The following is a 22907-nucleotide window of genomic DNA, read 5'->3' on the forward strand; positions in this document are numbered from 1 at the left end:
AAATGAGGACGGCACCATGAGCGCTTTAACCTTGAAAGTTGCAGTCAACCTGATCAATCAGGCCATCACCGCAGGGCGTGCAATCTCGGCGGCTCCACTGACCATCGCGGTCCTGGATGCCGGCGGGCACTTGATTACCCTGCAACGCGAAGACGGCGCCAGCCTGCTGCGCCCGCAGGTCGCCATCGGCAAAGCCTGGGGCGCCATCGCCCTCGGCAAGGGATCACGCCTGCTGGCACTGGACGCCCAACAACGTCCGGCCTTCTTCGCGGCGCTAAATAGCCTGGGACAGGGCAGCGTCGTGCCGGCACCGGGTGGTGTGTTGATTCGGGATCAGGACGGGAACGTGCTGGGGGCGGTCGGGATCAGCGGGGATTTGTCGGATGTTGACGAGCAATGTGCGATCAGTGCGATCGAGGCGGTGGGGTTGCGGGCGGATGCGGGGGTGACTGCTTGATTTGTGGTGAATGATTGACCGCTTTCGCGAGCAAGCCCGCTCCCACAGGGGATCGGTGGTGGACACAAAATGTCTGAACACCGTCAATCCACTGTGGGAGCGGGCTTGCTCGCGAAGGCAATCTCACAGACACATCCAGCTAAGAGTCTTCACTCAGTTTTCCGTTCGCTGATCTAGCCTTCTCATAAATTCAACCATGAGAGAGGCAAAGGAATGCCTGAGCTGTCAGCTTCACACCGCCTGCGCATCGGCCGCTATGGCGAACAAAACCGCATCTATCTTCTAACCGCCAACACCCTGAAGCGCGAGCCTGTTTTCAAGGATTACGCCTTGGGCAGATTGGTCGTACACCAATTCAAGCAAACACAGGATCAGGGTTTTGCCGACTCTTTGGCCTTTGTGGTCATGCCTGACCATTTTCACTGGTTGATTCAGCTACAAAAAGGATCGCTGGCCCAATTGATGTGCCAGACCAAATCGTTGAGTACTCGATCGATCAATACGGCGACTGGCCGGGCAGGCAGTCTTTGGCAGCAGAGTTTTCATGATCATGCATTGCGGCGGGAGGAGGATTTGGTGAAGCTTGCTCGGTATGTTGTCGCCAACCCATTGCGGGCGGGGCTGGTTGAGAAACTTGGCGATTATCCGTTGTGGGACGCTATCTGGGTTTGATCTGAAACCGAGTTGCCGCCCTTCGCGAGCAAGCCCGCTCCCACAGGATCTCTGGTGTACACAAAAACTGTGAACACCAGAGATCCTGTGGGAGCGGGCTTGCTCGCGAAGGGGGCGCCGCGGTTTAACGGTCCGGCTCACACCCCTTTAGCACCAACCGGATAATCGTCTGCGCCGCCGCTTCATAATCTGCCTCATCCAGTTTGGGCTTGCCGGTAACCGCAGAAATCTGCCAATCAAAGTCGGCATAGGTCTGGGTCGCGGCCCAGATGCTGAACATCAGGTGGTTAGGGTCGATCGAAGCGATCTGGCCGCGGTCGATCCAGGTCTGGATGCAGTCGATGTTGTGCTTGGCCTGGCCGTTCAGTTGTTCGACCAGGTCGGCGCTCAGGTGCGGGGCGCCGTGCATGATTTCGCTGGCAAACACTTTGGAGGCGAAAGGCAGATCGCGGGAGATGCGGATTTTCGAGCGAATGTAGCCGCTCAGCACTTCACTGGGCACACCGTCGGCGTTGAACGGCGTCGAGGCCTGCAAGATGGGCTCGATGATGCTTTCCAGGACCTCGCGGTAGAGGTTTTCCTTGGATTTGAAATAGTAATAGACGTTGGGCTTGGGCAGTCCCGCCTTGGCTGCGATGTCACTGGTTTTGGTCGCAGCGAAGCCCTTGTCCGCAAATTCTTCACTGGCGGCACGCAGGATCAGTTCTTTGTTGCGCTCGCGGATAGTGCTCATAAACCAGGGGGTTCCTTGCCTGTTCTGGCGGTTGCGCATGGTAGCACCGGGCTCGCGCGGCGCTCAAGAATGCCCCGTGTGGCGCTCGGTCGCGCTATGCTGCGCAGCATTCATTCCAGAAGGACACCTGATTAATGGCAGGAAGCAGTTTGCTGTTGCTGATTGACGACATTGCCGCGGTTCTCGACGACGTGGCGTTGATGACCAAAATGGCCGCCAAGAAGACCGCCGGCGTGCTCGGCGACGATCTCGCGCTCAACGCCCAGCAGGTCAGCGGCGTACGTGCCGAGCGGGAAATCACGGTCGTATGGGCGGTGGCCAAGGGCTCGTTTCTCAACAAACTGATCCTGGTGCCGTCAGCCCTGGCCATCAGCGCATTCATTCCCTGGCTAGTCACGCCGTTGTTGATGATCGGCGGCGCGTATCTGTGCTTCGAAGGTTTCGAGAAACTCGCCCACAAATTCCTGCACAGCAAGGCTGAAGACCAGGCCGAGCATGCTGAACTGGTCGAGGCGGTGGCCGATCCGGCGGTCGATCTGGTGGCGTTCGAGCAGGACAAGATCAAGGGCGCCGTGCGCACTGACTTCATTCTGTCGGCGGAAATCATCGCCATCACCCTAGGCACTGTGGCAGGTGCGTCGTTGACCCAGCAGGTCATCGTGCTCTCAGGCATCGCCATCGTCATGACCGTCGGCGTCTATGGACTGGTCGCGGGCATCGTCAAACTCGATGACCTCGGCCTGTGGCTGACCCAGAAGCCCGGGCAGATGGCCAAAAGCATCGGCGGCGGGATTCTGCGTGCGGCGCCGTACATGATGAAAAGCCTGTCGGTGATCGGGACTGCGGCGATGTTTTTGGTGGGTGGCGGGATTCTCACTCACGGCGTGCCGGTGGTTCATCACTGGATTGAAAGTGTCAGCGCGGGGGCTGGCGGTGCCGGGTTTATCGTGCCGACGTTGCTGAATGCGGTGGCGGGGATTGTGGCGGGGGCGGTGGTGTTGGCGGTTGTGGTGGTAGTCAGCAAGATTTACAAGACGATTAAAGGCTAAAGCCTGGCACTGACCAACTGTGGGAGCGGGCTTGCTCGCGAAGGCGGTCTGTCAGTTGACTGAAAAGTTGACTGACATGACGCCTTCGCGAGCAAGCCCGCTCCCACATTGGTTTTGTGGTGTTTGGGGTTTCGCGTATGAAAAAAGGCCATTCGATCTGCATCGAATGGCCTTTTTTGTTACCGCCGGAATTACTCGGCGATCTGCAACTTGCGTGACTCGGTATAAACGTAACGCACTTTCTCGTACTCGAACGGCGAGTTCAGCTGGCCGTAGCGGAAGCTGTTCTGGTAGCGCTTGTCGACGCCCCGCAGGACCCAGACCTCAGGATGGTTGGAGCTGACTTCCGAAACGTTCAGGAAGTTGATCGCCGATTCTGCGCTGAAGTCCACCACCAGGCCGCCCGTGTCGCGGATGTTCGAAGGGCCGAGGATCGGCAACACGAAGTAGGCGCCGCCCGGTACACCGTAGAAGCCGAGAGTCTGACCGAAGTCTTCGGCCTGACGTGGCAGACCCATGGCGGTGGCCGGGTCCCACAGGCCGGCGATGCCGACGGTGGTGTTGAGCAGCAGGCGCGCGGTGGTTTCCATCGAACGCTTGCCTTTGAACTGCAGCAGGCTGTTCATCAGGTTCGGCACATCGCCGATGTTATTGAAGAAGTTGCTCACGCCGGTGCGCAGGAAACTCGGGGTGATGTAGCGATAACCGTCGACCACCGGCAGGAACACCCATTGGTCGAAGCGGTAGTTGAAGTGATAAACCCGGCGGTTCCACTCTTCCAGCGGGTCGTAGACGTTCAGCGCATTGAGCGTGGAGCGTTCGAACTCGCGCTGATCCAGCCCCGGGTTGAATTTGAGTTTGCTGAGCGGCTCCTTGAAGCCGTCACTGTCGATAACAACCGGTGCGTTGGCTTTGCTGTTGTCGGCATTGGCGACGCCTGCACAGAGTAACGCTGCGATAAGCAGGAGGTATTTAGCCACGGAAAAACTCCAGCATGGCGTCGCTGTTGACGCGGTAATTAAGGTTGCCGCAATGGCCGCCCAGTGGATAAACGGTCAAACGATCGCCGAAGGTCCTGCGCAGGAAGCCGAGGTCACCCGGGCCGAGGATCACGTCGTCGGCGTTGTGCATGACAGCGATTTTCGGGCTGTCATGCAGGTAATCCTTCAAGGCGTAGAGGCTGGCCTGATCGATCAGTTGCAGCAGGCTCCCGCCATCGGTTCGTGCACGCCACATCGGGATCACTTGTTCGGTGATGTAGCAGTCGAAGTCGCACTGCAGCGCACGCTTGAGGTACGGCGTGAGGCTGGAGCCTTCGGTGATCGGGGTTTTTGGCGGGGTGATCAGGCCACGACGGTTGATCAGGTCCGAGGTGAAGGCAATGTCGGCCGCCGAGAAGCGGAACGAGGTGCCGATCAGCATGGCCATCTGTTCGTTGGTCAGGTGCTGCTTGGACTGCTGGAAGTCGTAGAGCAGGGCATCGTTGAGGTCGATGTAGCCTTTTTGCTGGAAGTAGCGGGTCAGTTTGTTCAGCACCAGTTCATAGAAAGTGGTGCTGTTGTTAATGCCCTTGACCTCGGTCTGGACCAACTTGTCCAGGTTGGTGATCGAGGTGTAAAGGTTGACCGGCGGGTTGAGCAGCAAGACTTTCTTGAAGTTGAAGCTGCGGCGGGTTTCGTCCAAGTGCGCGACGAATGCTGCGTCCAGCGCACCGAGGCTGTAACCGGTCAGGTAGTAATCGGTGACAGCGACGTTCGGGTTTTGCGCCCGCACGGCCTGCATCACCCGGTACATGTCTTCGGCATCTTCCTTGGTGATCCCCGGCGTGGCAAAACGTGACGCCGCGCTCATGAAGTCGAAGCTGGTGGGCGACGACAGTTGCACCACGTGATAACCGGCCTTGTAGTAGAGCTTTTTCAGGTACTCGTTGTGGCTGCTGTCATAACGCGCGCCGGTGCCGGCGATCAGGAAGATCAGCGGGGCTGCCTTGTCCTGCGTGGCTATGCGGTAGGTCAGCTTTTTGACCGGCCAGAAGTTGTCCGGCAGTTCGAATGCACGCTCCGGGCGCAGAGTCACGCTGCGTGTCTGCTGATCGATGTCGTCGTCCAGTGGCAACTCCGGACGCAGGTCCGGCGGAGTCGTGGCGATGGTCGCCTCGAACGGGTTGGTCAATGGGTAGCCATAACTGGCGGCGTCGATATCGACCGCCAGTGCGGACGCACTCAAAATAAGGCCGCCAAACAGGGCGGCGAAGCGCAAGGAACGGAGCATGACTAGATCCCTTAGAGGAAGGTGTCGAATAAAGTTCGCAGGCTATGACCACGGGGTTTGCGCCAAAGTGCCATGCTGCGGCACCAATCAGGGCGAATTTCGGATCAATAGTAGCTGGACGATACACTTTGCAGCTATTTCGTGACCATTTATCTGTTAAGCGCGTTTGCTTAGCGCTGTCGGGGGATTAAGCTGGCCGCCGTTTTCGTTTACTGGAGTGCTACATGTCCCGCCGTCTGCCTGTGATTCTGCTGCTCGTTCTGCTGCCGTTATGGCTGGCCGCCAGTTATAGCGCGCGTTATGGCTTTATGGAGGATGCGCAGTGGGTTGGCCTCTGCGTGGACGAGGCGAGCCGCTGGGAATGCCTGATTCGTTCGAACCTGGGCTTGATGATTCACTTCAAGGTGTTGGGCTTCGCCGCATTGGCCGCCGCGATCATCGGTTTTGTCGTGCCGGGCCGGGCCGGGTGGTGGCTGGCGGTGCTGGCGTTGGTGTTCGGGTTTCCGGCGCTGGCGTTGTACAACACGACGTTGGCGGTGTTTGCGGTGGTGATTGCGGGGTTGCGTCTGGTTCGGGCGTCTCGTAGCGCCTGATAGTCCCTCTTCGCGGGCAAGCCTCGCTCCTACAGTATTGAGTCGTTCATGAAATTGATGAACGACTCAATACTGTAGGAGCGAGGCTTGCCCGCGAAGAGGCCAGCAGCAGCGCTGAAAATTTACCCCTTACGAACCCGCAAACTGCGCCACAACGCCGCCACCATCAACACACTCACCAGCGCCCAACCCCAGGCTTGCTGGTTCTGCAATCCTTCCTGATACAGCTGCGGCGCAATGCCGGCGCCGATGATGAAGGTCAGCAGGGCGATTTCACGACGCGGCACGCTCACCGGACGGCACAGGTAAACCAGCGCCGGCAGAATGAACGCGACGCTCGGGAAGCTGCGATATCGCGGATCGAGCACCAGCTCCAGCATCATCACCGCCGCCGCAAAACCTGCCGCCGCGACCAGCCAGCCCGCTCGACGCTCCAGTGCATTGAACGCCCGCTCACGCCAACCGGTACGAGCGCTCAAGGTCAGTGCCGCGTGGGCCAGCACCAACAGATTCAAACCCGTCAGCAACGCCACCCATAGCCATTCACTGGCAAAACGCGTAGTGACACGCGCCAGATCGCCCCAGGCACCAATCGAGCAAGCCGCCAGCGCGCCGAGCAGCGGCAGCACCAATGCAGCGCGCGTGGTGCGTACACGCCCGCCAAGGAACAGCGTGCCCAGGAAGATCAAGCCGCCAACGGCCAGCCACTGCGACCAGTACGGCACGTTCGACACGGGACCGGCCAGCACACCCTTGTCCTGACGATCAGCATCGAACAGCCCCCAGTAACCGCCGACCGCACCTTCGCTGGCACGTTTCCATGGCTGGTCGAAGGCTTCGATCAGGTTGTAATGCCAGCGTTGCTGCTCGGCCATGATGACAAAACCACGGATAAACTTGGCTTCATTGACCCGGCTCGGCAGGGCGGTCTCGCGTTGACGGCCTTCACTCGGCCAGCCGGTTTCGCCAATCACCACATCTTTAGGCGCGAATTTGTTGCCGAACACCTGACGCACTTCAGCCACATGCTGCAACGCGGCGTCGATGTTCGAGGGATCATCTTCCCAGTACGGCAGCAAATGGATGGTCAGGAAATCCACCGCCGGGGCGATTTCCGGGTGCTTGAGCCAAAACTCCCAAACGTCCGCGTAAGTGACCGGCTGCTTGACCTGGCTTTTGACTTTGTTGATCAGCTTCGCCAACTGCGCACCCGTGACTTCCTTGCGCAGCAGGGTTTCGTTGCCGACGATCACCGAGGTCACCACGTCCGCATTGGCGTTGGCCGAGGCGATCAGCAGGTCGACTTCTTTCTCGGTGTCCACCGGGTTGCTATTGACCCAGGCACCGATCATCAGTTTCAGACCATGCTTGCGCGCCAGATCGGGCAAGGCCTCGAGACCGGTCATGGAATAGGTGCGAATACATTCGAAGCTTTTGGCGAGCAGCGCGAGGTCAGCGTCCATGCGCTCGGGGCGCAACTTGAACGGCACATCAAACGGCGACTGGTCCTTGTCGAACGGGGTGTAGGAGGCACATTGCAGCTTGTGCGTCGCGCTGGCTACGTCCGGCAGAATCACCGGTTTGCCGAGGCCGTACCAGAAGCCGCCAAGGGCAAACAGCCCCAGCAGACAAGCGAAAAGATAAGCCAGAAAAGGAAAGCGGGATGTCGCGGGCATGGTCAGGCCGTCTGGGAGCAAAGCCGCGCATGTTACCTGTATTTGCCCCGCGCTAGGGGCCTTGCATGATTTTGACATGCAAAGTTCGGGCGGATTGGCAGGCGCGTCCGAGGCGGTCGTGATTAATGGCGTTCTGATGTCGTTTCTCGATGCCTTGAGGTCGCTGACAGCACAGGTCGTGGTTGTCGTCAGGTTGATTATCGACGCATCAGTGCTCCCAAGATAAATCACGCTGATGTTCGAACGAGTTTGCGGTGAGCGTGATGGGGGCGCTGTGCACCATAACAATACGTTGACGCGACTCGGCACCCGTCGAGCGCAGCACTTTCGGGGAAGTAACGATGAAGATGCGACGACTTTTAGGCGCAGGTGCCGCTCTGGTGCTTGCGATTGGCTCCACGATGGCCAATGCCGAGAGCAAAACCCTGAGCATCGGTTACGTTGACGGTTGGTCCGACAGCGTCGCGACCACGCATGTGGCCGCCGAAGTGATCAAGCAGAAGCTGGGTTATGACGTGAAACTGCAAGCCGTCGCCACCGGGATCATGTGGCAGGGCGTGGCCACCGGCAAACTCGACGCCATGTTGTCTGCCTGGCTGCCGGTGACTCACGGCGACTACTGGACCAAGAACAAGGATCAAGTCGTCGATTACGGTCCGAACTTCAAGGATGCAAAAATCGGCTTGATCGTGCCGGAGTACGTGAAGGCAAAAACCCTTGATGACCTGAAAACCGATGACAGCTTCAAAAAACGCATCGTCGGCATCGACGCAGGTTCAGGTGTGATGCTCAAGACTGAACAGGCAATCAAGGATTACGACCTGACCGGGTATCAGCTCAAGGCCAGTTCCGGCGCCGGCATGATTGCCGAGCTGACCCGTGCCGAGAAGAAAAACGAATCCATTGCTGTGACCGGTTGGGTGCCGCACTGGATGTTCGCAAAGTGGAAACTGCGCTTCCTGGACGACCCGAAAGGCGTTTATGGCGCGGCTGAAACCGTGAACAGCATCGGCAGCAAAGAACTGGCGACCAAAGCACCGGAAGTGGCCAAGTTCCTGAAGAACTTCCAGTGGGCGTCGAAAGACGAAATCGGCGAAGTCATGTTGGCGATTCAAGATGGCGCCAAGCCTGAAGCCGCCGCGAAGGACTGGGTGGCCAAACACCCGGAACGCGTTGCAGACTGGACCAAATGATTTGAGCTGACGGCTCTAGTCAGTACCTCTCAAGGCCCCTTGGCATATTTGCCAAGGGGCCTTTTGCTTTTCCCCTGTGGGAGCGGGCTTGCTCCGGGCGGCGTTCCGACGAATGCGGTGTATCAGTCACAGATAATGTTGATTGACACACCGCATTCGTCGGAACGCCGCCCGGAGCAAGCCCGCTTCCACAATGTTTAAGGGGGATGCTGGGAAATGGCGATTCTGTCATGTCGTTCTAATACTAAGGTCGTCTGGAACCTGTTCCGCAGCCGCATAGAGTGGATAACGTTCCAACTTTAATCTGTGCTGCGAGGATAAAAACAATGAACGACAGCATTTACCTCTCGATTCAAAACAGCCCGCGCTTCAAGGAGCTGGTTAGTAAGCGAGAAAAGTTCGCCTGGATTCTTTCAGCGATCATGCTTGGGCTTTACTCCGGATTCATCCTTTTGATTGCTTACGGGCCGCATATTCTGGGGGCGAAAATCAGCCCCGAATCTTCGATTACCTGGGGGATACCGATTGGTGTCGGGTTGATTCTCTCGGCCTTTGTGCTGACTGCAATCTACGTACGACGCGCCAATGGCGAATTCGACGACCTGAACAATCTGATTCTCAAGGAGGCTCAGCAATGATCCGGCGTCTATTGGCTTTATTGAGTGTTGCAGTCTTCGCACCGGGTACCTGGGCGGCTGAAGCCCTGACCGGCGCCGTTCAGAAACAACCGCTGAACGTCGCCGCGATCCTGATGTTCGTGGCGTTCGTCGGCGCGACTTTGTATATCACCTACTGGGCGTCCAAGAAAAATAACTCGGCAGCTGACTATTATGCGGCCGGCGGCAAGATCACCGGTTTCCAGAATGGTCTGGCGATTGCCGGTGACTACATGTCCGCGGCGTCCTTCCTGGGTATTTCCGCCCTGGTGTTCACTTCCGGCTACGATGGCCTGATCTACTCGATCGGCTTCCTGGTGGGCTGGCCGATCATTCTGTTCCTGATCGCCGAGCGCCTGCGTAACCTGGGTAAGTACACCTTTGCCGATGTGGCGTCCTATCGCCTTGGGCAAACCCAGATTCGCTCGCTGTCCGCTTGCGGTTCGCTGGTGGTGGTGGCGTTCTACCTGATCGCGCAAATGGTCGGGGCCGGCAAGCTGATCCAGTTGCTGTTCGGTCTGGATTACCACGTAGCGGTGATCCTGGTCGGCGTCCTGATGTGCATGTACGTTCTGTTCGGCGGCATGCTGGCGACCACTTGGGTGCAGATCATCAAGGCAGTGCTGTTGTTGTCCGGTGCCTCATTCATGGCGCTGATGGTGATGAAGCACGTCAACTTTGACTTCAACACACTGTTCTCCGAGGCGATCAAGGTTCACGCCAAAGGCGAAGCGATCATGAGCCCGGGCGGTCTGGTGAAAGATCCGGTTTCCGCGTTCTCCCTGGGGCTGGCACTGATGTTCGGTACCGCTGGCCTGCCGCATATCCTGATGCGCTTCTTCACCGTGAGTGACGCGAAGGAAGCTCGAAAGAGCGTGCTGTATGCAACCGGCTTCATTGGCTACTTCTACATCCTGACCTTCATCATCGGCTTCGGCGCGATCCTGCTGGTCAGCACCAATCCGGCCTTTAAAGATGCGGCTGGCGCGCTGTTGGGCGGTAACAACATGGCGGCGGTGCACCTGGCCAACGCGGTGGGTGGCAGCATTTTCCTTGGCTTCATCTCGGCGGTAGCGTTCGCGACCATTCTGGCAGTGGTTGCCGGTTTGACTCTGGCCGGTGCTTCGGCGGTGTCTCATGACCTGTATGCCAGCGTGATCAAGAAAGGCAAGGCCAACGAGAAGGACGAGATCCGTGTCTCGAAAATCACCACCATCGCTTTGGCGGTGCTGGCGATTGGCCTGGGCATTCTGTTCGAAAGCCAGAACATCGCATTCATGGTGGGCCTGGCGTTCTCCATCGCAGCGAGCTGTAACTTCCCGGTACTGTTGCTTTCCATGTACTGGAAGAAGCTGACCACTCGCGGTGCGATGATCGGTGGCTGGTTGGGTCTGGTGAGTGCGGTAGGTTTGATGGTACTTGGGCCAACCATTTGGGTGCAGATCCTGCATCACGAGAAGGCTATCTTCCCGTATGAGTATCCTGCGCTGTTCTCGATGGCTATTGCATTTATCGGGATCTGGTTCTTCTCGATCACTGACAAGTCCGCGGCTGGCGTTAAAGAGCGTGCGCTGTTCTTCCCGCAGTTTGTTCGTTCGCAGACTGGGTTGGGGGCGAGTGGGGCGGTTTCTCACTAAGGCTTCGAGATTGTCTGTGTAAGTTGCGTTAAACGAAAAATGCCCCGGTCGAGAGATCGGGGCATTTTTTTTGTTGGGCGGTTATCGGCCCTTGTAGGGGCGAGCGGTGCGGCGTCCCGACTTGCCCGCGAAGGCGGCCTTCGGGCCGACCATGCTGTTGTTGACTGAGTACATATCCATTCCTGCGGTAACGGCGGCTTAGGGTTTAGCCCTTACGGCGACTCACTTTTTTTTCAAACGCCAAAAAAAAGTAAGCAAAAAAAGGCTCGCCCCAAGCGTCCGGCCCCTCGCTTAGGCTCGGCGTTCCTTCGTTCCGGTATCCATCCGGGGACACTGCCCTCCGGTCTGCTTCGCGACGACCTACATGCAGCGTGTTCGACTGCGTCGAACGGCGCTTTGCGCCACTCCCCGGATGAACACCTCCACTCAGCCTCCCGAAAGGGGCGGGTGGATCAAGATCAAAAGCTGAAGGCGAGCTAACGCTCGGCCTGATGAGTGGTGAGAAGCAAAAGCCGTACGCTGCTCTGCTTGCTTTTTGTAGGAGCGAGGCTTGCCCGCGAAGGCGGCCTGACAGCCGACCGATTTCTTGCAGGTGTACATCAATCCACTGTGGGAGTGAGCCTGCTCGCGATGGCGGTGTGTCAGGCAAAGCAATGTTGATCGAACTACCGCAATCGCGAGCAGGCTCGCTCCTACAGGTGTGAGGATGCTTGGCTTTGGCTTTGGCTTTGGCTTTGGCTTTGGCTTTGGCTTTTGATCTTGATCCCTCGCCCCTTCGGCAGGCCGAGCGTAGGTGTTCATCAGGGGGGTAGGCGCGCAGCGCCGTGCGGCGAAGCCGCACGCATCGAGAGGAGGTCGTCGCGAAGCAGACCGTAGGCGATGCCCCCTGATGGACACCGTAGCGAGGGAACGCGGAGCCTAGGCGAGGCGCCGTACGCCGGGGCGAAGCCTTTTGGTTCCTTTTTGGCGTTTGAAAAAGGGACTCGCTGTAAGAGCGAAACCGCCAGCCGCCGTTACCGCAGAAACGGATATGTACCCAACCAAAAACCCAGTCGGCCCTCAGGCCGCTGAGACTTCTGAGACCGCACAAACAAAAACGACCGCTATATAAATAGAGGCCGTTCCCGGTACAACGTTAAGACGTTATCGCAAGACAGGTCTTATTTGCGGTCTTCCAGCTTGGTAATGTCACGCGACTCGTAGCCGGTGTACAACTGGCGCGGACGGCCAATCTTGTACGGGCTGGAGAGCATTTCTTTCCAGTGGGAGATCCAGCCGACAGTCCGCGCCAAGGCGAAGATCACGGTGAACATGCTGGTTGGAATGCCGATCGCCTTGAGGATGATCCCCGAGTAGAAGTCGACGTTCGGGTACAGCGAGCGTTCGATGAAGTACGGGTCGGTCAGCGCGATCTCTTCCAGGCGCATGGCCAGTTCGAGTTGCTTGTCGTGCTTGATGCCCAGTTCCTTCAACACTTCGTCGCAGGTCTGCTTCATCACGGTAGCGCGCGGGTCGCGGTTTTTGTAAACCCGGTGACCGAAGCCCATCAGCTTGAACGGATCGTTCTTGTCCTTGGCCTTGGCAATGTACTTGTCGATGTTCGACACATCGCCAATTTCATCAAGCATGGTCAGAACAGCTTCGTTCGCGCCGCCGTGGGCAGGGCCCCACAGTGCAGCGATGCCGGCGGCGATACAGGCGAACGGGTTGGCACCCGAAGAGCCGGCCAGGCGTACGGTGGAGGTCGATGCGTTCTGCTCGTGGTCGGCATGGAGGATGAAGATCTTGTCCATGGCCTTGGCGAGTACCGGGCTGATCGGTTTGATCTCGCACGGGGTGTTGAACATCATGTGCAGGAAGTTTTCCGCGTACGTCAGGTCGTTGCGCGGGTACATCATGGGCTGGCCCATGGAGTACTTGTAAACCATCGCTGCCAGCGTCGGCATCTTGGCAACCAGGCGGATCGCGGAGATTTCGCGATGCTGCGGGTTATTGATGTCGAGGGAGTCGTGGTAGAAGGCCGAGAGGGCGCCGACTACGCCGCACATGACGGCCATTGGGTGGGCGTCGCGACGGAAGCCGTTGAAGAAGGTCTTCAGCTGCTCGTGAACCATGGTGTGGTTCTTTACGGTACTGACGAACTGGGCCTTCTGTTCTGCGGTCGGCAATTCGCCGTTGAGCAGCAGATAGCAGGTTTCCAGGTAGTCCGACTTTTCAGCCAGCTGTTCGATCGGGTAACCGCGGTGCAGCAGAATGCCGTTGTCGCCGTCGATATAGGTGATCTTCGACTCGCAGGAAGCTGTCGACATGAAACCAGGGTCAAAGGTGAAACGGCCCGTGGCCGTCAGGCCCCGAACATCGATTACATCGGGACCAACGGTGCCGGTTAAAATGGGCAGCTCGACGGGGGCTGCGCCCTCGATGATCAACTGCGCTTTTTTGTCAGCCATGTGGCCTCCTATTTATGCTTGAAATCATCAGACAGACCCCCCACGCAGGGCCCGCACCACTATAGTGAGATAAATTCGAATGTCAATTTGCCTAAAGTCTTGCTCCAGAAGGCTTTAACCGGACTTTTTCCTCGAAATTGACTGCCATTTACGCCTTTTATCCAACTTGTGCAATGAGCTATTAGGGGAAGGTGAACGCGTTGTCATTAGTAGCCTAACTGTCTATACTCGGCCTCCGACCGCCAGGGGCTTTTGGGCCTGCTTTATTGGGGGTCGCACTCCCTGGGTGGTGGGTACCTGACCAGTGCACTCCCCAACAACTTTGCCCTGATTGTTAGGGGCTCTTCAGTGTGAAAAAAAGCCGTGAATAGCCAACGACCTGTAAACCTAGACCTAAGGACCATCAAACTCCCAGTCACTGCTTACACGTCCATTCTTCACCGAATCTCCGGAATCATCCTCTTTGTCAGCCTGGCCATCATGCTTTATGCATTGGACAAGTCGCTCGACTCGGAAGAAGGCTTCGGCCAGGTGAAAGCGTGTCTGACCAGTCCGCTAGCCAAGCTAGTGACATGGGGCATCCTGTCCGCCTTGCTGTATCACTTGGTTGCCGGTGTGCGCCACTTGATGATGGACATGGGCATCGGCGAGTCGCTTGAGGGCGGCAAACTGGGCTCGAAAATCGTTATCGCCGTTTCCGTGGTGGTAATCGTTCTGGCAGGAGTTTGGATATGGTAACTAACGTCACGAACCTGTCGCGTTCGGGCCTCTATGACTGGATGGCACAACGTGTGTCTGCGGTCGTTCTCGCGGCTTACTTCATTTTCCTGATCGGATACGTCGTCGCCAACCCTGGCATCGGCTACGCCCAATGGCATGAACTGTTCGCAAGCAACTGGATGCGTATTTTCAGTCTCCTGGCTCTCGTTGCCCTCGGCGCTCACGCCTGGGTCGGCATGTGGACCATCGCGACCGACTACCTGACGCCAATGGCGTTCGGCAAGTCCGCGACTGCAATACGTTTCCTCTTCCAGGCAGTATGCGGCGTTGCGATGTTCGCCTACTTCGTCTGGGGTGTGCAGATTCTTTGGGGTATCTGATTCATGTCTACTACCGTTAATACGCTTTCGTTCGACGCCATCATCATTGGCGGCGGCGGTGCTGGCATGCGCGCTGCGCTGCAGCTGGCACAAGGTGGTCACAAGACTGCCGTAGTTACCAAGGTTTTCCCGACTCGTTCACACACTGTATCCGCCCAGGGTGGCATCACCTGCGCCATCGCTTCGGCAGATCCGAACGATGACTGGCGCTGGCACATGTACGATACCGTCAAGGGTTCCGACTACATCGGTGACCAGGACGCTATCGAATACATGTGTTCCGTAGGCCCGGAAGCGGTCTTCGAGCTCGAGCATATGGGCTTGCCGTTCTCCCGTACCGAACAAGGCCGCATCTATCAGCGTCCGTTCGGCGGTCAGTCGAAAGACTTCGGTAAAGGTGGCCAGGCTGCACGTACGTGCGCCGCTGCCGACCGTACCGGTCACGCTCTGCTGCACACTTTGTACCAGGCCAACCTCAAGGCCGGCACCGTATTCCTTAACGAATACTACGGCGTCGACCTAGTGAAGAACGAGGACGGTGCCTTTGTCGGCATGATCGTCATCTGCATCGAAACCGGCGAAACTTCCTATGTCCGCGCTAACGCCACCGTATTGGCGACCGGCGGTGCAGGTCGTATCTACTCGTCCACCACCAATGCCCTGATCAACACCGGTGACGGCGTCGGCATGGCTCTGCGTGCTGGCGTGCCGGTACAAGACATTGAAATGTGGCAGTTCCACCCAACCGGCATCGCCGGCGCGGGTGTACTGGTTACTGAAGGCTGCCGCGGTGAAGGCGGTTACCTGATCAACAAGCACGGCGAGCGTTTCATGGAGCGCTATGCTCCGAACGCCAAAGACCTGGCTGGTCGTGACGTGGTTGCTCGCTCGATGGTTAAAGAAATCATCGCCGGCAACGGTTGCGGTCCGGATGGCGACCACGTAATGCTGAAACTCGATCACCTCGGTGAGGAAGTTCTGCACAGCCGTCTGCCAGGCATCATGGAGCTGTCCAAGACCTTCGCCCACGTCGATCCAGCCGTGGCGCCGATTCCGGTCGTTCCAACCTGCCACTATATGATGGGCGGCGTGCCGACCAACATTCACGGTCAGGCGATCACTCAGGACGCCGACGGCGTTGACCAGATCATCCCGGGCCTGTTCGCAGTAGGCGAAGTGGCCTGCGTATCGGTTCACGGTGCCAACCGTCTGGGCGGTAACTCGTTGCTCGACCTGGTGGTATTCGGTCGTGCTGCCGGCCTGTTCCTGGAACAGACCCTGAAAGAAGGCGTCGATTACACTCGCGCTCGCCAGTCCGACATCGACGCTGCCCTGGCACGTCTCGATGGCCTGAACTCGCGTACCGAAGGCGAAGACGTCGCCACCCTGCGTAAAGAGCTGCAAAGCTGCATGCAGAACTACTTCGGTGTATTCCGTACTGGCGAATACATGCAGAAGGGTATTGCCCAGCTGGCTGATCTGCGTGGCCGTATCGCCAACGTCAAGATCAACGACAAGAGCCAGGCGTTCAACACGGCTCGTATCGAAGCGCTGGAACTGCAGAACCTGCTGGAAGTGGCCGAAGCCACCGCCATCGCTGCAGAGATCCGCAAAGAGTCCCGCGGCGCACACGCCCGTGAAGACTATGAAGATCGCGACGACGAAAACTGGCTGTGCCACACCCTGTACTTCCCGGGTGACAAGCGCGTGACCAAGCGTGCCGTGAACTTCTCGCCGAAGACTGTTCCGACTTTTGAACCTAAGATTCGGACTTATTAAGGGTGGCCGCCATGTTGCAAGTCAGTGTTTATCGCTACAACCCTGATCAGGACGCTGCGCCGTTCATGCAGGAATTTTCGGTCGATACCGGTGGTAAAGACCTGATGGTGCTGGACGTGCTGGCCCTGATCAAAGAGCAGGACGAAGGTTTCTCCTATCGTCGCTCTTGCCGTGAAGGTGTTTGCGGTTCCGACGGCATGAACATCAACGGCAAAAACGCGCTGGCGTGCGTCACGCCGCTGTCCGCTGTCGTAAAAGGTAACAAGCTGATTGTTCGTCCTCTGCCAGGTTTGCCGGTTATCCGTGACCTGGTCGTCGATATGAGCATCTTCTACAAGCAATACGAGAAGGTTAAGCCATACCTGCAGAACGACACGCCGGCTCCGGCCATCGAACGTCTGCAGACCCCGGAAGAGCGTGAAAAACTCGACGGTCTGTACGAGTGCATCCTGTGCGCTTGCTGCTCGACCTCTTGCCCGTCCTTCTGGTGGAACCCGGACAAGTTCCTGGGCCCGGCTGCACTGCTGCAAGCGTACCGCTTCCTGGCAGACAGCCGCGACACCAAGACTGCCGAGCGTCTGGCTTCGCTGGATGACCCGTTCAGCGTATTCCGCTGCCGCGGAATCATGAACTGCGTCAACGTCTGCCCGAAAGGCCTGAACCCGACTAAGGCCATCGGTCACGTACGTAACATGTTGCTGCAAAGCGGCGTGTGATTCAGCTGTAAAGGTAGGACCGCTGTACCCGTAGATGCTACGGCGCAGGCTTCAACCGGCGCCGTAGTCTTAACCTGAGCAGCAGCTTATAAGGCTGCGGCTCTTATTTTGAAGAAATGAGACAAGCAGGGGCATCCGGGCTGGTACCCGGACTATCAGCGTGATCCTAAGTGGCTTGTTTTGGTCGCTGCATTCGGACTTCTGCAAGTTTGCTCGGTGTCGACGCCGGTGGTGTTCCCCTAACCGAGGGTGACCAAGCATGCAAGAAAGCGTGATGCAGCGCATGTGGAACAGCGCCTACCTATCCGGTAGTAACGCTGCCTATGTGGAAGAGCTCTACGAGCTCTACCTGCACGACCCTAACGCTGTGCCAGAAGAGTGGCGCACCTACTTCCAGAAGTTGCCGGCTGACGGCAACACTGCCACCGATGTTTCGCACTCCACAATTCGCGATCATTTCGTCTTGCTGGCAAAGAACCAGCGCCGCGCCCAACCGGTTTCCGCCGGGAGCGTGAGCAGTGAGCACGAGAAGAAGCAAGTTGAAGTGCTGCGATTGATCCAGGCCTACCGTATGCGTGGCCACCAGGCAGCCCAGCTTGACCCGCTGGGGCTGTGGCAGCGTCCTGCACCTGCAGACCTGTCGATCAATCATTACGGCTTGACCAATGCCGATCTTGATACGACCTTCCGTGCCGGCGACCTGTTCATCGGCAAAGAGGAGGCGAGCCTACGCGAAATTCACGAAGCGTTGCAGCAGACATATTGCCGCACCATCGGCGCTGAATTTACGCACATCACCGATTCCGAGCAGCGCCAGTGGTTCCAGCAGCGTCTGGAAAGCGTGCGTGGTCGTCCGACGTACTCCGCCGACATCAAGAGTCATCTGCTCGAGCGCGTCACGGCCGGCGAAGGCCTGGAAAAATACCTGGGCACCAAATACCCGGGTACCAAGCGTTTCGGTCTGGAAGGCGGCGAGAGCCTGATTCCGATGCTCGACGAGCTGATCCAGCGTTCCGGTTCCTACGGCACCAAGGAAATCGTCATCGGCATGGCCCACCGTGGCCGTCTGAACGTGCTGGTCAACACCTTCGGCAAGAACCCGCGCGAGCTGTTCGACGAGTTCGAAGGCAAGAAGAAGGTCGAGCTGGGTTCCGGTGACGTTAAATATCACCAGGGCTTCTCGTCCAACGTCATGACCACTGGCGGTGAAGTTCACCTGGCCATGGCGTTCAACCCGTCCCACCTGGAAATTGTATCTCCAGTGGTCGAGGGTTCGGTTCGCGCCCGTCAGGATCGTCGTAACGACCCTACCGGCGAGAAGGTTCTGCCGATCTCCATCCACGGTGACGCGGCATTCGCCGGTCAGGGCGTGGTGATGGAAACCTTCCAGATGTCGCAGACCCGCGGTTTCAAGACCGGCGGCACCGTGCACATCGTGATCAACAACCAGGTTGGTTTCACCATCAGCAACCCGCTGGACTCGCGTTCCACCGAGTACGCGACCGACGTTGCGAAAATGATCCAGGCGCCGATCCTCCATGTGAATGGTGATGATCCGGAAGCCGTATTGTTCGTGACCCAGCTGGCCATCGACTACCGCATGCAGTTCAAGCGTGACGTGGTGATCGACCTGGTCTGCTACCGTCGTCGCGGCCACAACGAGGCCGACGAGCCTAGCGGCACCCAGCCGATCATGTATCAGCAGATCACCAAACAGCGCACCACCCGTGAACTGTATGCCGATCGCCTGACTCAGAGCGGTGTGCTGGACGTTGAGCGTGTTCAGGCGAAAGTCGATGAATACCGCAACGCGCTGGACAATGGTCTGCATGTTGTAAAAAGCCTGGTCAAAGAGCCGAACAAAGAGTTGTTCGTGGATTGGCGTCCGTACCTGGGCCACGCCTGGACTGCGCGTCACGACACCCGTTTCGATCTGAAAACCTTGCAGGAACTGTCCGCCAAGCTGCTGGAAATTCCGGAAGGCTTCGTGGTTCAGCGCCAGGTCTCGAAAATCTACGAAGACCGTCAGAAGATGCAAGCCGGCGGCCTGCCGATCAACTGGGGTTACGCCGAAACCATGGCGTACGCGACCCTGGCGTTCGAAGGTCACCCGATTCGCATGACGGGTCAGGACATCGGTCGCGGTACGTTCTCGCACCGTCACGCTGTCTTGCACAACCAGAAAGACGCGGGTACCTACGTCCCGCTGCAAAACCTGTACAAGGGCCAGCCACGTTTCGACCTGTACGATTCGTTCCTGTCCGAAGAAGCCGTGCTGGCGTTCGAATACGGTTACTCGACCACCACGCCTGAGGCGCTGGTGATCTGGGAAGCCCAGTTCGGCGACTTCGCCAACGGTGCCCAGGTGGTTATCGACCAGTTCATCACCAGTGGCGAGCACAAGTGGGGCCGTCTCTGCGGTCTGACCATGCTGCTGCCGCACGGTTATGAAGGTCAGGGGCCGGAGCACTCGTCGGCTCGTCTGGAGCGTTACCTGCAGCTGTGCGCCGAGCACAACATTCAGGTGGCGGTACCGACTACCCCGGCTCAGATCTACCACTTGCTGCGCCGTCAGGTGATTCGCCCGCTGCGCAAGCCGTTGATCGTTCTGACTCCGAAGTCGCTGCTGCGTCACAAACTGGCCATCTCGACCCTGGAAGATCTGGCCGAAGGTTCGTTCCAGACCGTGATCCCGGAAATCGATGCCCAAGACCCGAAAAAGGTCGAGCGCATTGTTCTGTGTAGCGGCAAGGTCTACTACGACCTGCTGGAAAAACGCCGTGCCGAAGGTCGTGATGACATCGCCATCGTGCGTATCGAGCAGCTGTACCCATTCCCTGAGGACGACTTGAACGAAGTCCTGGCTCCGTACACCAACCTCAAACATATCGTTTGGTGTCAGGAAGAGCCGATGAACCAGGGTGCCTGGTACTGCAGCCAGCATCACATGCGCCGCATCGTTGGCAATCACAACAAGGCGCTCGTACTTGAGTACGCCGGCCGTGATGCTTCTGCTGCACCTGCTTGTGGTTATGCATCGATGCACGCTGAGCAGCAGGAAAAACTGCTGCAAGACGCCTTTACTGTTTAACGCCTTCGCGCACCTGAAACCGAATTTAAGGACTCACAGATAATGGCTATCGAAATCAAAGCCCCCACTTTCCCGGAATCGGTTGCCGATGGCACCGTTGCCACCTGGCACAAAAAGCCGGGCGACGCCGTCAAGCGCGATGATCTGATCGTCGACATCGAAACCGACAAAGTCGTACTGGAAGTGTTGGCCACCGCTGACGGCGTGCTGGGCGCTATCGTCAAGAACGAAGGCGACACCGTTCTGTCCGACGAAGTCCTGGGCTCCATCGAAGCGGGCGGCGCTGCTGCCGCTCCAGCTGCTGCCGCTGCTCCGGCTGCTGCACAAGCTGCTGCTCCAGCCGCTGAAGGCGAAGACGATCCTGTTGCTGCACCGGCTGCTCGCAAGCTGGCTGAAGAAAACGGTATCAACATTGCTTCCGTTGCCGGCACTGGCAAAGGCGGTCGTGTGACCAAGGAAGACGTGGTTGCAGCCGTTGCTGCCAAGAAAGCCGCTCCGGCTGCCGCGCCTGCCAAGGCTGCTGCTCCGGCTGCCGCTGCTCCTGTGTTCGCCGCTGGCGACCGCATCGAGAAGCGCGTTCCGATGACCCGCGTTCGCGCTACCGTGGCCAAGCGCCTGGTAGAAGCCCAGTCGAACATGGCGATGCTGACCACGTTCAACGAAGTCGACATGACCGAAGTCATGGCCCTGCGTTCGAAGTACAAGGACCTGTTCGAGAAGTCCCACAACGGCGTACGCCTGGGCTTCATGTCGTTCTTCGTGAAAGCCGCCACCGAAGCGCTGAAACGCTTCCCGGCTGTCAACGCGTCGATCGACGGTGCCGACATCGTTTACCACGGCTACGCCGACGTTGGTGTGGCTGTTTCCAGCGACCGCGGCCTGGTTGTACCGGTTCTGCGTAACGCCGAACTGATGAGCCTGGCTGAAATCGAAGGCGGCATCGCCACCTTCGGCAAGAAGGCTCGTGACGGCAAACTGTCGATGGACGAGATGACCGGCGGTACGTTCACCATCACCAACGGTGGTACCTTCGGTTCGATGATGTCGACGCCGATCGTCAACCCGCCGCAAGCGGCCATCCTGGGCATGCACAACATTCTGCAGCGTCCTATGGCGATCAACGGTCAGGTCGTTATCCGTCCGATGATGTACCTGGCGCTGTCCTACGATCACCGTCTGATCGATGGCAAAGAAGCTGTGACCTTCCTGGTTACCATCAAGAACCTGCTGGAAGACCCGGCTCGTTTGCTGCTGGATATCTGATTACGTTGCACGGGCCGTTCAATGATGGGCGGCCCTCCTGTAATGACCAGCTTCGTCCCACGACAATCCCCAAAAGGGAGTGTCCGGTTTGATTCGAGAAGGAATGACACATGACTCAGAAATTCGACGTGGTAGTGATTGGCGCGGGCCCTGGCGGCTACGTGGCTGCCATTAAAGCAGCGCAACTGGGCCTCTCCACTGCCTGCATCGAGAAATACACCGACAAGGAAGGCAAACTGGCCCTCGGCGGTACTTGCCTGAACGTCGGCTGCATTCCATCCAAGGCGCTGCTGGACAGCTCCTGGAAATACAAGGAAGCCAAAGAAGGCTTCGCGATCCACGGTATCAATCACGCTGGCGTGACCATGGACGTGGCGGCAATGGTTGGCCGTAAAGCCAACATCGTCAAAGGCCTGACCTCTGGCGTTGCCACCCTGTTCAAGGCGAACGGCGTCACTTCCCTGCAAGGCCACGGCAAACTGCTGGCCGGCAAGAAAGTTGAACTGACCAAGCCAGACGGCACCGTTGAAATCATCGAAGCCGAGAACGTGATTCTGGCGTCGGGCTCGCGTCCGATTGACATTCCACCGGCTCCGGTTGACCAGAACGTGATCGTCGATTCGACTGGCGCGCTGGAATTCCAATCGGTACCTAAGCGTCTGGGCGTGATCGGCGCTGGCGTGATCGGTCTGGAACTGGGTTCGGTCTGGTCGCGTCTGGGTTCGGAAGTGGTTGTCCTGGAAGCACTGGAGAAGTTCCTGCCAGCGGCTGATGATGCCGTTTCCAAAGAAGCCTACAAGACCCTGACCAAACAAGGTCTGGACATCAAGCTGGGCGCTCGCGTCACCGGTTCCAAAGTGAACGGCAACGAAGTTGTCGTGAACTACACCGATGCCAATGGCGAACAGAACATCACCTTCGACAAGCTGATCGTTGCCGTCGGTCGCCGTCCAGTGACCACCGAGCTGCTGGCAGCTGACAGCGGTGTAAACATCGACGAACGTGGTTTCGTTTTCGTTGACGACCAGTGCGCCACCAGCGTTCCGGGCGTTTTCGCGATCGGCGACGTGGTTCGCGGCATGATGCTGGCGCACAAGGCGTCCGAAGAAGGCATCATGGTTGTAGAGCGCATCAAGGGCCACAAAGCCCAGATCAACTATGACCTGATCCCGTCTGTTATTTATACTCACCCGGAAATCGCGTGGGTCGGTAAAACCGAGCAGGTCTTGAAGGCTGAAGGCGTTGAAGTTAACGTTGGCACCTTCCCGTTCGCAGCCAGCGGCCGTGCCATGGCAGCCAACGACACCGGTGGTTTCGTGAAAGTCATTGCCGATGCCAAGACTGACCGCGTATTGGGCGTCCACGTGATTGGCCCGAGCGCTGCAGAACTGGTTCAGCAGGGCGCAATCGGTATGGAATTCGGCACCAGCGCGGAAGACCTGGGCATGATGGTTTTCTCCCATCCGACCCTGTCCGAAGCCTTGCACGAAGCAGCTCTGGCAGTGAATGGCGGCGCCATTCACATCGCCAACCGCAAGAAGCGTTAAGACAATAAGAAACCACGGCGGAAT

At 58.1% G+C, this 22907-nt stretch carries 19 protein-coding genes; 14 read left to right on the forward strand and 5 right to left on the reverse strand.

The window, feature by feature from the left end; translation table 11 throughout:
- The first annotated feature begins 16 nt into the window (after positions 1–16).
- Both ACYZTM_RS23870 and ACYZTM_RS23875 read left to right on the forward strand, forming a co-directional pair.
- Complete coding sequence (locus ACYZTM_RS23870; RefSeq protein ID WP_131061571.1) at positions 17–457, forward strand: GlcG/HbpS family heme-binding protein; 441 nt, start codon at positions 17–19, stop codon at positions 455–457.
- Positions 458–670: 213 nt separating this feature from the next.
- Positions 671–1129, forward strand: coding sequence for an REP-associated tyrosine transposase (locus ACYZTM_RS23875; protein WP_461984979.1), 459 nt, complete (start codon positions 671–673; stop codon positions 1127–1129).
- A 124-nt stretch (positions 1130–1253) separates the two neighbouring features.
- On the opposite strand, the gene ACYZTM_RS23880 is transcribed toward ACYZTM_RS23875, so the two are convergent.
- Complete coding sequence (locus ACYZTM_RS23880) at positions 1254–1862, reverse strand: TetR/AcrR family transcriptional regulator (RefSeq protein ID WP_461984981.1); 609 nt, start codon at positions 1860–1862, stop codon at positions 1254–1256.
- A gap of 134 nt (positions 1863–1996) precedes the next feature.
- Between ACYZTM_RS23880 and ACYZTM_RS23885 the strand changes: the two genes are divergently transcribed.
- The gene (locus ACYZTM_RS23885) at positions 1997–2911 is read left to right on the forward strand and encodes a DUF808 domain-containing protein (RefSeq protein WP_461984983.1); all 915 of its coding nucleotides are present in this window, start codon (positions 1997–1999) and stop codon (positions 2909–2911) included.
- Positions 2912–3102: 191 nt separating this feature from the next.
- Here ACYZTM_RS23885 and ACYZTM_RS23890 read toward each other — a convergent pair whose 3' ends face one another.
- Together ACYZTM_RS23890 and ACYZTM_RS23895 are read right to left on the reverse strand one after the other, a co-directional pair.
- Entirely contained in the window at positions 3103–3891 is a 789-nt protein-coding gene (locus ACYZTM_RS23890; protein WP_461984985.1) for an MlaA family lipoprotein, read from the reverse strand.
- A complete protein-coding gene (locus ACYZTM_RS23895) occupies positions 3884–5182 on the reverse strand; it encodes a serine/threonine protein kinase (protein ID WP_131061566.1) in 1299 nt (432 codons plus the stop codon). The genes ACYZTM_RS23890 and ACYZTM_RS23895 overlap by 8 nt, the downstream gene beginning before the upstream one ends.
- A gap of 224 nt (positions 5183–5406) precedes the next feature.
- Between ACYZTM_RS23895 and ACYZTM_RS23900 the strand changes: the two genes are divergently transcribed.
- Positions 5407–5775, forward strand: a complete 369-nt coding sequence (locus ACYZTM_RS23900) for a hypothetical protein (protein ID WP_461984988.1) — start codon at positions 5407–5409, stop codon at positions 5773–5775.
- A 122-nt stretch (positions 5776–5897) separates the two neighbouring features.
- Here the strand turns inward: ACYZTM_RS23900 and ACYZTM_RS23905 are convergent, their stop codons facing one another.
- Positions 5898–7493 (reverse strand): glycoside hydrolase family 17 protein, encoded by a 1596-nt coding sequence (locus ACYZTM_RS23905; RefSeq protein WP_461989196.1) that lies wholly within the window; start codon positions 7491–7493, stop codon positions 5898–5900.
- 299 nt (positions 7494–7792) lie between these two features.
- Between ACYZTM_RS23905 and ACYZTM_RS23910 the strand changes: the two genes are divergently transcribed.
- The 3 genes from ACYZTM_RS23910 to ACYZTM_RS23920 all read left to right on the forward strand — a co-directional run bounded on the left by ACYZTM_RS23910 (position 7793) and on the right by ACYZTM_RS23920 (position 10937).
- Positions 7793–8644 carry a glycine betaine ABC transporter substrate-binding protein gene (locus tag ACYZTM_RS23910; RefSeq protein WP_131061563.1) on the forward strand — a complete coding sequence of 284 codons (852 nt, stop codon included), beginning with the start codon at positions 7793–7795 and terminating at the stop codon, positions 8642–8644.
- 326 nt (positions 8645–8970) lie between these two features.
- On the forward strand, positions 8971–9282 hold the full coding sequence (locus ACYZTM_RS23915; RefSeq protein WP_131061562.1) for a DUF485 domain-containing protein: 312 nt from the start codon (positions 8971–8973) through the stop codon (positions 9280–9282).
- On the forward strand, positions 9279–10937 hold the full coding sequence (locus ACYZTM_RS23920) for a cation acetate symporter (protein WP_461984990.1): 1659 nt from the start codon (positions 9279–9281) through the stop codon (positions 10935–10937). The genes ACYZTM_RS23915 and ACYZTM_RS23920 overlap by 4 nt, the downstream gene beginning before the upstream one ends.
- A gap of 1160 nt (positions 10938–12097) precedes the next feature.
- Here the strand turns inward: ACYZTM_RS23920 and gltA are convergent.
- On the reverse strand, positions 12098–13387 hold the full coding sequence (gene gltA, locus ACYZTM_RS23925) for a citrate synthase (protein WP_131062225.1): 1290 nt from the start codon (positions 13385–13387) through the stop codon (positions 12098–12100).
- 363 nt (positions 13388–13750) lie between these two features.
- On the opposite strand from gltA, the gene sdhC reads away from it, so the two are divergent.
- The 7 genes from sdhC (at position 13751) to lpdA (ending at position 22883) form a co-directional block, all read left to right on the forward strand.
- Positions 13751–14125, forward strand: a complete 375-nt coding sequence (sdhC, locus tag ACYZTM_RS23930; protein WP_033053500.1) for a succinate dehydrogenase, cytochrome b556 subunit — start codon at positions 13751–13753, stop codon at positions 14123–14125.
- Positions 14119–14487: a succinate dehydrogenase, hydrophobic membrane anchor protein gene (sdhD, locus tag ACYZTM_RS23935; protein ID WP_007945134.1), complete on the forward strand. Its 369-nt coding sequence runs from the start codon at positions 14119–14121 to the stop codon at positions 14485–14487. Before sdhC ends, sdhD begins: the two co-directional genes overlap by 7 nt.
- A gap of 3 nt (positions 14488–14490) precedes the next feature.
- The gene (gene sdhA, locus ACYZTM_RS23940; protein WP_129442284.1) at positions 14491–16266 is read left to right on the forward strand and encodes a succinate dehydrogenase flavoprotein subunit; all 1776 of its coding nucleotides are present in this window, start codon (positions 14491–14493) and stop codon (positions 16264–16266) included.
- An 11-nt stretch (positions 16267–16277) separates the two neighbouring features.
- Positions 16278–16982, forward strand: a complete 705-nt coding sequence (locus tag ACYZTM_RS23945; RefSeq protein ID WP_046048041.1) for a succinate dehydrogenase iron-sulfur subunit — start codon at positions 16278–16280, stop codon at positions 16980–16982.
- Positions 16983–17241: 259 nt separating this feature from the next.
- Complete coding sequence (locus tag ACYZTM_RS23950) at positions 17242–20073, forward strand: 2-oxoglutarate dehydrogenase E1 component (RefSeq protein WP_131062224.1); 2832 nt, start codon at positions 17242–17244, stop codon at positions 20071–20073.
- Positions 20074–20115: 42 nt separating this feature from the next.
- Positions 20116–21336 (forward strand): 2-oxoglutarate dehydrogenase complex dihydrolipoyllysine-residue succinyltransferase, encoded by a 1221-nt coding sequence (gene odhB / locus ACYZTM_RS23955; protein ID WP_010456848.1) that lies wholly within the window; start codon positions 20116–20118, stop codon positions 21334–21336.
- A gap of 110 nt (positions 21337–21446) precedes the next feature.
- Positions 21447–22883, forward strand: a complete 1437-nt coding sequence (gene lpdA / locus ACYZTM_RS23960; RefSeq protein ID WP_131062223.1) for a dihydrolipoyl dehydrogenase — start codon at positions 21447–21449, stop codon at positions 22881–22883.
- The last annotated feature ends 24 nt before the right edge of the window (positions 22884–22907 follow it).

The organism is Pseudomonas sp. MDT2-39-1, assembly GCF_054898085.1.

Bases quoted from the DNA above. Each gene is read 5' to 3' on its own strand.
- ACYZTM_RS23870 (WP_131061571.1), top strand. From the start codon at position 17: ATGAGCGCTTTAACCTTGAAAGTTGCAGTCAACCTGATCAATCAGGCC.
- ACYZTM_RS23875 (WP_461984979.1), top strand. From the start codon at position 671: ATGCCTGAGCTGTCAGCTTCACACCGCCTGCGCATCGGCCGCTATGGC.
- ACYZTM_RS23880 (WP_461984981.1), bottom strand. From the start codon at position 1,862: ATGAGCACTATCCGCGAGCGCAACAAAGAACTGATCCTGCGTGCCGCC.
- ACYZTM_RS23885 (WP_461984983.1), top strand. From the start codon at position 1,997: ATGGCAGGAAGCAGTTTGCTGTTGCTGATTGACGACATTGCCGCGGTT.
- ACYZTM_RS23895 (WP_131061566.1), bottom strand. From the start codon at position 5,182: ATGCTCCGTTCCTTGCGCTTCGCCGCCCTGTTTGGCGGCCTTATTTTG.
- ACYZTM_RS23900 (WP_461984988.1), top strand. From the start codon at position 5,407: ATGTCCCGCCGTCTGCCTGTGATTCTGCTGCTCGTTCTGCTGCCGTTA.
- ACYZTM_RS23910 (WP_131061563.1), top strand. From the start codon at position 7,793: ATGAAGATGCGACGACTTTTAGGCGCAGGTGCCGCTCTGGTGCTTGCG.
- ACYZTM_RS23915 (WP_131061562.1), top strand. From the start codon at position 8,971: ATGAACGACAGCATTTACCTCTCGATTCAAAACAGCCCGCGCTTCAAG.
- ACYZTM_RS23920 (WP_461984990.1), top strand. From the start codon at position 9,279: ATGATCCGGCGTCTATTGGCTTTATTGAGTGTTGCAGTCTTCGCACCG.
- gltA (WP_131062225.1), bottom strand. From the start codon at position 13,387: ATGGCTGACAAAAAAGCGCAGTTGATCATCGAGGGCGCAGCCCCCGTC.
- sdhD (WP_007945134.1), top strand. From the start codon at position 14,119: ATGGTAACTAACGTCACGAACCTGTCGCGTTCGGGCCTCTATGACTGG.
- sdhA (WP_129442284.1), top strand. From the start codon at position 14,491: ATGTCTACTACCGTTAATACGCTTTCGTTCGACGCCATCATCATTGGC.
- ACYZTM_RS23945 (WP_046048041.1), top strand. From the start codon at position 16,278: ATGTTGCAAGTCAGTGTTTATCGCTACAACCCTGATCAGGACGCTGCG.
- ACYZTM_RS23950 (WP_131062224.1), top strand. From the start codon at position 17,242: ATGCAAGAAAGCGTGATGCAGCGCATGTGGAACAGCGCCTACCTATCC.
- odhB (WP_010456848.1), top strand. From the start codon at position 20,116: ATGGCTATCGAAATCAAAGCCCCCACTTTCCCGGAATCGGTTGCCGAT.
- lpdA (WP_131062223.1), top strand. From the start codon at position 21,447: ATGACTCAGAAATTCGACGTGGTAGTGATTGGCGCGGGCCCTGGCGGC.